Annotated in this window: 11 protein-coding genes; 3 read left to right on the top strand and 8 right to left on the bottom strand. The window is 71.7% G+C overall.

Annotation, left to right across the window (positions count from 1 at the left end; translation table 11 throughout):
• Positions 1–81: 81 nt before the first annotated feature.
• From ACFXGA_RS06935 to ACFXGA_RS06900, 8 genes are all read right to left on the bottom strand, one after another.
• Positions 82–216, bottom strand: coding sequence for a hypothetical protein (locus tag ACFXGA_RS06935; RefSeq protein ID WP_378084971.1), 135 nt, complete (start codon positions 214–216; stop codon positions 82–84).
• A gap of 16 nt (positions 217–232) precedes the next feature.
• Positions 233–1,096 carry a PspA/IM30 family protein gene (locus tag ACFXGA_RS06930; protein ID WP_378084969.1) on the bottom strand — a complete coding sequence of 288 codons (864 nt, stop codon included), beginning with the start codon at positions 1,094–1,096 and terminating at the stop codon, positions 233–235.
• Between the two features lie 283 nt (positions 1,097–1,379).
• Positions 1,380–1,808: a helix-turn-helix domain-containing protein gene (locus ACFXGA_RS06925; RefSeq protein ID WP_378084967.1), complete on the bottom strand. Its 429-nt coding sequence runs from the start codon at positions 1,806–1,808 to the stop codon at positions 1,380–1,382.
• Positions 1,809–1,964: 156 nt separating this feature from the next.
• Complete coding sequence (locus ACFXGA_RS06920; RefSeq protein ID WP_378084965.1) at positions 1,965–2,438, bottom strand: CinA family protein; 474 nt, start codon at positions 2,436–2,438, stop codon at positions 1,965–1,967.
• Entirely contained in the window at positions 2,435–3,019 is a 585-nt protein-coding gene (pgsA, locus tag ACFXGA_RS06915) for a CDP-diacylglycerol--glycerol-3-phosphate 3-phosphatidyltransferase (RefSeq protein ID WP_378084963.1), read from the bottom strand. The genes ACFXGA_RS06920 and pgsA overlap by 4 nt, the downstream gene beginning before the upstream one ends.
• Complete coding sequence (gene rimO / locus ACFXGA_RS06910; RefSeq protein WP_378085076.1) at positions 3,016–4,392, bottom strand: 30S ribosomal protein S12 methylthiotransferase RimO; 1,377 nt, start codon at positions 4,390–4,392, stop codon at positions 3,016–3,018. Before rimO ends, pgsA begins: the two co-directional genes overlap by 4 nt.
• A gap of 94 nt (positions 4,393–4,486) precedes the next feature.
• The gene (locus ACFXGA_RS06905; protein WP_378084961.1) at positions 4,487–4,969 is read right to left on the bottom strand and encodes an RloB family protein; all 483 of its coding nucleotides are present in this window, start codon (positions 4,967–4,969) and stop codon (positions 4,487–4,489) included.
• A 55-nt stretch (positions 4,970–5,024) separates the two neighbouring features.
• Positions 5,025–6,332, bottom strand: coding sequence for an ATP/GTP-binding protein (locus ACFXGA_RS06900; protein ID WP_378084959.1), 1,308 nt, complete (start codon positions 6,330–6,332; stop codon positions 5,025–5,027).
• Between the two features lie 171 nt (positions 6,333–6,503).
• Here ACFXGA_RS06900 and ACFXGA_RS06895 point away from each other — a divergent pair, with 171 nt between their 5' ends.
• The 3 genes from ACFXGA_RS06895 to ACFXGA_RS06885 all read left to right on the top strand — a co-directional run bounded on the left by ACFXGA_RS06895 (position 6,504) and on the right by ACFXGA_RS06885 (position 8,340).
• Positions 6,504–7,004: an amino-acid N-acetyltransferase gene (locus ACFXGA_RS06895; RefSeq protein WP_378084957.1), complete on the top strand. Its 501-nt coding sequence runs from the start codon at positions 6,504–6,506 to the stop codon at positions 7,002–7,004.
• Between the two features lie 63 nt (positions 7,005–7,067).
• A complete protein-coding gene (locus ACFXGA_RS06890) occupies positions 7,068–7,931 on the top strand; it encodes a MerR family transcriptional regulator (RefSeq protein ID WP_378084955.1) in 864 nt (287 codons plus the stop codon).
• A 139-nt stretch (positions 7,932–8,070) separates the two neighbouring features.
• Positions 8,071–8,340 carry a hypothetical protein gene (locus ACFXGA_RS06885; protein ID WP_378084953.1) on the top strand — a complete coding sequence of 90 codons (270 nt, stop codon included), beginning with the start codon at positions 8,071–8,073 and terminating at the stop codon, positions 8,338–8,340.
• The last annotated feature ends 516 nt before the right edge of the window (positions 8,341–8,856 follow it).

Genomic DNA, 8,856 nt, shown 5'->3' with positions numbered 1-8,856 from the left:
ACCCCACTGGGTGTGCGAGCCTCCGACCCCCCTCGGCGCCACAACTAAAACCCACATGCACACCCCGCGCATCGACCGCGGCTACCCCGTTTCCCGCTTCGCGCGCGGGTCGTTCCAGGCGGCGTACCGCCGTTTCACCTGGTCCGCGAGTTGCCCTTGGAGCTGGCCGCCGATGATCTGGACGATCTCACCGGCCGCCTTGCGCCGGGGTTCCATCGCGGACACCACCCTCTCAGCCCTGGCTCGCCGGCGGGTTCTGCTGCATCTGCTGGGTCGGCTGCGCCTGCGCCTGCTGCACCCGCTGCTGGATCTCCTGCTGGATGCTCGCGCTCGCGCTCGCGGGCTGGCCGCCGGTCACCTCGCCGGCGACCTTGCCGCCCGCCATCGAGGCGCGGATCTGCTCCAGCCGCGACATGCCCGCCATCTCGGTGGTCGACTGCTGGACCTCCAGCATCCGGCCCTGCACCGAGTTCTGCGCCAGCTCCGCCGACCCGAGCGCGGTGGTGTACCGCTTCTCGATCTTGTCGCGGACCTCCTCCAGCGACGGCGTGTTGCTGGGCGCGGCCAGCTCGGTCATCTGGCGCAGCGAGTGGGAGACCTGCTCCTGCATCTTCGCCTGCTCCAGCTGGCTGAGCAGCTTGGTGCGCTCGGCGAGCTTGCCCTGGAGCACCATCGCGTTGCGCTCGACGGCCTGCTTGGCCTGGGTCGCGGCCTGCAACGCCTGGTCGTGCAGGGTCTTGAGGTCCTCGATGCTCTGCTCGGCGGTCACCAGCTGGGTGGCGAAGCCCTGCGCGGCGTTCTCGAACTGCGTCGCGCGCTGCTCGTCGCCCTTGGCCCGCGCCTCGTCGGCGAGCACGAGCGCCTGGCGTGCGGATGCCTGGAGCTTCTCCACCTCACCGAGCTGGCGGTTGAGCTTCATCTCGAGCTGGCGCTGGTTGCCGATCACCGCGGCGGCCTGCTGGGACAGCGCCTGGTGTTGCCGCTGAGCCTCCTCGATGGCCTGCTGGATCTGCACCTTCGGGTCGGCGTGCTCGTCGATCTTCGACGAGAAAGCCGCCATGAAGTACTTCCATGCCTTCACGAAAGGGTTGGCCATCTCCTACGCCTGCCTTCTCCGCACTTCCCTGGCTCGCGCTCGTGATTGGCAACGACCCGGTGCCGGTGTTGGTTCCATCGTGTCAGTTGTCCCGCGCTGCTTCCACCGACCCGGGGAGATCTCCGGGTTCACCCTGAGTCACCCCCGACTTTCGTCGGCATGGTCATCCTGCCCCGCGCGCCCCCGGTGGACGCGGCGACCCCACACCGGGTTGCCAAGTCGTTGCAAGCGCGGAGAGCCGAGCCGGTCGGACCGGCTCGGCTCTGGCACGGGTGAACTGGGGTTACGCCGCCACCACCGCGTCGCGCGGCTTGCTGATCGAGGTCGAGAGCCGGTGCGTGAGCACGGGCTGAAGCCGCAGGTCGGACAGGTCGTTGCCGATCACCGCGGGCACCAGGCTGCCGCCCTCCAGGCCCGCCGCCGCGGCGGGCGCGGTGCTGCGCTCGGCCAGCTCGGCAGGCGTGGGCACGGGCTGCTGGACCGCGCCGATGTCCGAGGCGACCAGGTGCAGCAGCTCCGACAGGGGCAGGTCCAGCGCTTCGCAGATCGCGGCCAACAGCTCGCTGGACGCCTCCTTGCGGCCACGCTCCACCTCGGAGAGGTACCCCAGGCTGACGCGGGCGGTCCTGGAGACCTCGCGCAGCGTGCGGCGTTGGGTGGTGCGGGCATGGCGGAGCCGATCACCGATCGCCTCGCGTAGCAGCACGGTCATCGCGCGCCTCCTTCCGGCCGGCCGTGCCACCACGTTACCGACCCGTCCCGTCGACGGGCAGTGACTTCCCGACACGTCCGCCAAGGGCGAACGAGTGAACTGCCGGGTAAGTTCCCGCGTGCGTGGTCGGCGATGAGGGCGAACGCCCTGCTCACGTCACTCGACGGGGATCTTGAGGTGGTCCAGCAGGAGATCCAGGGCCGCGACCGTCGAACTCTTGCGGACTTCGTCACGGCCACCACCCAGAGTGAGCGTGCGCACGACCGAACCGGACGGACCGGACAAACCGACGTGCACCGTGCCCGGCGCCACCCCGTCCTGCGGGTCCGGGCCCGCCACCCCGGTCAGCCCGAGGCCCCACGTCGCGCCGCAGCGGGCGCGTGCGCCCTCGGCGAGCTGCCGGGCCACCTCGGGGTGCACCGCGCCGTGCTCGGCCAGCAGGGCGGCGTCCACGCCCGCGAGCGTGTGCTTGAGGTCCGTGGCGTAGACGACGAGACCGCCGCGCACCACGGCGCTGGCGCCGGGCACGGAGGCCAGCTCGGCGGTCACCAGGCCGGCGGTCAGCGACTCGGCCGCGGCGACGGTCTCGCCGCGGTCCCGGAGCGCCCGGACGACGTCGGCGGCGGTCACGCCCCGGCCACCGCGCGCTTGCCGCGGGCCCGCAGCCGGAAGGCGCGGATCACGTAGTCGACGCCCGTGACGACGGTCAGCACCACGGCCGCGCCCATGGTGACCACCGGGAGCAGGTCCAGCCAGGGCGGCAGCGGCAGCAGGTACAGGCCGATGGCCACGATCTGCACGAGCGTCTTGGCCTTGCCGCCGCGGCTGGCCGGGATCACGCCGTGCCGGATGACCCAGAAGCGCAGCAGCGTGACACCCAGCTCGCGCACGGCGATGACGACCGTCACCCACCACGGCAGCTCGCCCAGCAGGCTCAGGCCCACCAGCGCGGCGCCGGTCAGCGCCTTGTCCGCGATCGGGTCGGCGATCTTGCCGAAGTCGGTGATCAGGCCCAGCTTGCGGGCCAGGTTGCCGTCGACGTGGTCGGTGACCGACGCCACGGCGAACACGCCGAAGGCGGCCAGCCGCCACCACGGCTGGTGGCCGCCCTCGGCGAACAGCAGGTAGAGGAACACCGGCACGAGCACCAGCCGGGACATCGTCAGCACGTTGGCGATGTTCAGCACCGGCACGCGCGCGGGTTCGGTCACCTCGGGAGCACCTCGATCGCGGAGACGACCAGGTCGACGCCCTCGGACACGTCGACCCGGCAGCGCACCAGGTCGCCGACCCGCAGGCCGTCGGCGTTGGTGATCACGCACTCGCCGTCCACCTCGGGCGCCTGGTGGGCGGCCCGGCCGACGCAGTCGTTCTCGTCGTCCTCCGCGGTCTCGACCAGGACGACGACCTCGTCGCCGACGCGCTCCTCCGCGCGCTGCGCGGTCAGCTCCTCGACCAGGTTCGACACGCGGGCGACGCGTTCGGCGATGGTGTCGGCGTCCAGCTTGCCCGGCAGGCCCTCGGCCTCGGTGCCGTCCTCGTCCGAGTAGCCGAACACGCCCACCGCGTCCAGGCGGGCGGCGGTGAGGAAGCGCTCCAGCTCGGCCACGTCCTCCTCGGTCTCGCCGGGGAAGCCGACGATGACGTTGCTGCGGATGCCCGCGCGCGGCGCGTGGGAGCGGATCTGCTCGACGAGGCCGAGGAAGGACTCGGTGGAGCCGAACCGGCGCATCCGGCGCAGCACGGGCTCGCTGGAGTGCTGGAAGGACATGTCGAAGTAGTCGGCGACGCCCTCGGTGGTGGCGATGGCCTTGACCAGGCTCGGCTTGGTCTCCGCGGGCTGGAGGTACGACACGCGGACGCGGTCGATGCCGGGCACCGCGGCGAGCCGCGCGAGCAGCCGCTCCAGGCCGCCCAGCTCGCGGGGCAGGTCCTTGGCGTAGGAGGTGGAGTTCTCGGAGACCAGGAACACCTCGCGCACGCCCTGCTCGGCCAGCCACATCGCCTCGGCCACCACCTCGTCCGGGTGGCGGGACACGAACGCGCCGCGGAACGACGGGATGGCGCAGAACGCGCACCGCCGGTCGCAGCCGGAGGCGATCTTCAGCGGCGCGACGGGCGTGTCCGCGAGGCGGGTGCGCAGCACGCGCGGGCCCCAGCCGTGCCCGGGCACCTGCACCTCCTCGACCGCGGCCGGCCGCTGGACCGGGGTGAGCGGGAGGAGGGTGCGGCGGTCGACCGGCTGGTGCGACGCGATGGCCTGGCCGGCGAGGACGTCGTCCAGGCGGTCGGCGAGGTCGGCGTAGTGGTCGAACCCGAGCACGGCGTGCGCCTCGGGCAGGCTGTCGGCCAGCTCGGCGCCGTAGCGCTCCGCCATGCACCCGACCGCGACCACCTTCGCGCCGCTGTCGGCGGCGGCGAGGAGGGTGTCCACGGAGTCCTTCTTGGCGGACTCCACGAAGCCGCACGTGTTGACCACGACCACGTCGGCTTCGTCGTCGACCAGCTCCCAACCGCCGGCGGTGAGGCGGCCGGCGAGTTCTTCGGAGTCGACTTCGTTGCGGGCGCACCCGAGGGTCAGCATGGCGACGCGCTTGGACGTGGTGGGGGAAGACACGGTGCTCAGCGTAACCGGCGCGGCCCGGGTACCCGTCCGCCCGTGCGGTGTGCGATCCGGGTCAGGCGTGGAGCACCGCTCCGACGAGGCGGCCGACGCCGGTGACCGGGTTGTCCGGTCCCAACCGGGCCGCGCGGGCGACGGCTTCCTCCACGCCGGGGTCGAACGCCGCGTAGTCGAGTTTCTTGTCGTAACCGGGGACGTGGCGGGCGAGCGGGTCCCGGGCGGCGCGGTAGTCCGGGATGTGCGCGCGGTGGTCCGCGAAGTGCAGGAGGAGCCACAACTCGAAGCACGGGTCGGACACCGCGAGGTTCACCTTCGCGGTGTCGGCTTCCCGCACGGCGGCGGCGATGTCGAAGTTGTCCACGTCGACCACGCACCACACCGCCTGGAACTCCTCGCGGTACCGGTCGCGGAGCCTGGCGGCGTACTTGACCAGGTTGTGCGGCGCGTCGACCTTGCACTTCACCGTGATCGGCACGCGGCGGGCCAATCGGAGCCCGGAGAAGTACTGGTTCTCGGTCTTCTCCCCACCGCTGACCACCAACACGTTGTTCCGGCGCGCGGGAACCGTCCGCCTCGAACGGCGTTGCGAGTTCTCACGCCTCGCCATCGTCGTCACCCCGCACGGCGTTCACGAAAAGCTCCTGGTACAGGTGCGGAACGGCGCCGTACTGGCCGGCCAGGTAACGCCTCTCCAGGTTGTCCTCACGACGCGGTCTGAAGTCGGAGAGCGGGTAGAGGGTGCTCGCGCCGTTCCGGTCCTTTTCCACGAACCAGATCTCGTCCCGGTCCAGCACCTCCTCCGCCAGGGGCGGGTGCAACAACGTCGCGTCGTGCGTGGTGAAGATCAGCTGCCCGTTCCCCTCGTTGGTCAGCGGGTCCTTGAAGAGCGCGATCAACCGAGCGGTGATCAGGGAGTGCAGGCTCTCGTCGATCTCGTCCACGACGAGCACACCTCCCTGCTTCAGGACACCGAGCACATCGGGCAGCAACCGCAACCAGGAGCGGGTGCCGGCCGACTCCTCGACCAGCGAGAAGGGGGTGCCGTCCCCGTGCACCAGCTCCACGCGACGAGCCCCGTCCCTCGCGACGGCCGCCGCCGCGTCCGCCACCTTCCGGAGCAACGCGGGGTCGAGATCCCGGGAAGGTGCGAGCCCCATGCCTTCGATCGCCCGGAGCCAATCGCCGGCCGTCGTCGGAGAGGTGTCGTCGTTCAGCTCGATGCCGACGATCCCGAGGTCCGCGGCCCGCAGCAGGTCGACGAATCGACTGCGGAGTTCCTCGTCGTCGCCGAGGAAGTTCGCGACCTGGAGCGCGAGGTCGTCCTGTTCCTCGTCCGAGCGGAAACGCACCTGCTCGGTGATCCACCGGTACGGCGGAATCAGTGCCGCCACGTTGGATTGCGCGGCCAAGCTGAGGAACAACGCGTTCGGGCGCAGGAATTGCTCCAGCACCTCGACCTTGGCCGCGTTCTCCGCGACCGCCTTGCCGAACTTCGTCCGGCCACCCGACCGTTCGAACAGAACGCGCTTGCGCTTCTGCGGGTAGCTGTAGAGCCATTCCGCCAGGACGCGCTCGTCGTCGACCTCGAAACCGTAGGTGTAGCGCACCCCGCCCTCGACGAACTCGGCGACGAAGACGGACGGCCGCCCCACGGCGGCCGGGTCGAGCTTGAACGGGCGACGCGGCACGCCGCCGCCCGGTCGCCACTGGCCGAACGAGTCCCGCACCGCGTCGGCCATGAACCTCAGGCCGTCGAGCAGGTTGGACTTGCCGGACGCGTTCGCCCCGTAGACGGCCGCGACGGGCAGCACCTCGCGGGCCCTGGCGTACACCGGCATGAGCAGCAGTTCCTGCTCGTCGCGGAACGACCGGTGGTTGCCGAGGCGGAAGCTCCGGAGCACCTGACACCTCCGACAGAGAGTTCTCGGCGGGTTTGGTGCAAGTAAACCGCACGAGAGCCACCCTGGCGGCCTCCAGGAGGAAGTCACCCTCTGTCGACCGCCGGGTACGGGCCCGCATGACGCGGCTCACCTGAGTGCTCGGCGCGGGGAGGCTGGGCATACGTTTGCACCGTGAACGACCCGATCAACGTGCGGCGCGCCCGCACCGGTGACGTGAGAGCCATGAAGGCGCTCATCGACGCCTACGCCGGCAAGGTGCTGCTGGCCAAGCCGCTCGTCACGCTCTTCGAGGACATCCAGGAGTTCTGGGTCGCCGAGGAGGACGGCGTGGTGCTCGGCTGCGGCGCGCTGCACGTGCTGTGGGAGGACCTGGCCGAGATCCGCACGGTCGCGGTGACGCCCTCGGCGTTGGGGCGGGGCATCGGGCACCGCATCGTCAGCCGGTTGATCGAGACGGCCCGCGAGCTGCAACTGGAGCGGTTGTTCGTGTTGACCTTCGAGACCGAGTTCTTCGGTCGGCACGGCTTCGTGGAGATCGACGGCACGCCGGTGTCCCCCGAGGTGTACGAGGAGATCATGCGGTCGGCCGACGAGGGCGTGGCGGAGTTCCTCGACCTCTCGTACGTCAAGCCGAACACCCTGGGCAACTCGCGCATGCTGCTCCACCTGTAACTCTTCGAGTAAAAACTCGAAGAGTCTTGACTCAACGAACACCGACCCGTCACGATCGGTGGCGTGGAGCAGGCGCAGGAGCAGTTGACGGTCGACGAGCTGGCGGTCCGGGTGGGCCTGCCCGGCAGCACGATCCGCATGTACCAGACCAAGGGCGTGCTGCACGCGCCCCGCAGGCAGGGCCGCGTCGCCTACTACGACGCCTCCCACGTGGAGCGCCTCGCCCTGGTCCAACGCCTCCAGGCCCGCGGCTTCTCGCTGCCCGCCATCGCCGAGCTGGTCCGGGCGCGGGAGAAGGGCGCGAGCGTCGCGGCGGTGCTCGGGGTCGGCGACGAGGAAGGGCCTGACGACTGGGTCCGGATCAAGGTCCGCGACATCAGCCGCCTGGTGCCGCTGGGCGACGTGCGCCCGCGCGTGCTGCGCCGCGCCGTGCAGCTCGGCCTGGTCCGCTGGCGGCGCGGCTGGCCGCACGTGCGCCGGTGGGCACTGGAGGCGGGCAACCGCCTCGCCGCGCTGAGCGTGCCCAGCGACGACGTGCTCGACAAGTTCGCGAACCTCCGCCAGGCCACCGACGGCATCGCGGCGGACTTCGTGGAGGTGTTCGAGCGCAGGCTGTGGCCGCAGTTGGCGGACAACGCCGACCAGGAGGACCAGCTCGACCGGATGCGCGCGCTGCTCGTGGAGCTGACCTACACGGCCGAGACGGTGGTCATCGGCACGCTGCGCGAGTCGATCCGCGACGCCGCCGAGGAGTTCGCCCGCCGCCACCAACTGCTGCCCGGCGACGACTTCCGGCCCGCCTGGGTGGAGGAACCGGTGCCCATCGCGGAACGTCTCATCGAGACCGACGAGGACGAGTTCCCCGACGAGCCGGCGATCCGGCGGTTCCTCGACCGGGGCGACGACCACGACGAGCCGGTCCGGTGAACGCGCTCGTGCCCGGCGTCGGGGCGGGGGTGTCGGTCGAGCGGTCCGAGCCGGTGCTGAGGGGTTCGGCTCGCCCGCTCGACCACCCCGGCGGCGCGCGGAGGCGTCCGGTCGCCCGCGGCGGGCGGAGGGGGACGCCGTGATCGCACTCGTGGGCGCGCTGGCGACCCTGCGCGCCGGATACCGGTACGACCGCTCGATCGGCAGGCACCCGCTGCGGTCCGGCGTGAAGCGGCTGCTGTTCTGGGTGCTGGTGTTCGTCGTGGAATCGCTGGTGGTGCCGCCGGTGGCCGCGGCGGTCGGCCCGGTGGTGGCCCTGGTGGCGTTCGGGTACCTGATGGCGGTCGGCCTGGTCGGGCCGTGGGTGTCGGAGTACTACCGCCGACGGGGGTGCGCCCCGGGCGCGTAGGTCCGATGTGGACCGGGGTGCGGCTGCGCGAAGTGGCGGGTGGCGCACGGGATCGCCTCGGCGGACGAGCCGGCGTTGCCCGGGATCGGGCAACGCGGTGGGCGATCGGGCCCGGTCGCGGTGGGCGGGGTGGCGCAGCCGGTCTGCCCCCGGGTGGCGCAGCGGCGGCTCGGGGGGCGCGCGGCCGTCGGCGCACCCCTTGGCGCTGCGGGAACCCCGACGCCGGCCCGTGCGGTCGGTCGCGGTCCGCTCCACGTTCACCCGTCGTTGCCGCGGTATGAGCCGATCGGGGCTGTCGGGCGTCGATCCCCCGCCGGTAAGAACCCCTCAAACCCGAATACCGAGGGGAAGAACAGTGCTCGCGAAATCCCTGCGCAACGCGTTCGCCGTCGTGGTCGCCTCGCTCGCCCTGCTGGCCGGCGCCGGGGGGGGGGCGGGGGGGGGCGGCGGGGGCCCCCCGGGGCCGGCCGCCCGCCGCGCGCTCTCGCCGCTGGCTGTGGGGGGGGGGTGTGAGTT

Source organism: Actinosynnema sp. NPDC059335 (genome assembly GCF_042752395.1).
GTDB lineage: Bacteria > Actinomycetota > Actinomycetes > Mycobacteriales > Pseudonocardiaceae > Actinosynnema.
Note: the sequence above shows the minus strand (reverse complement) of the source record. Positions and strands in the feature narration are given on the sequence as shown.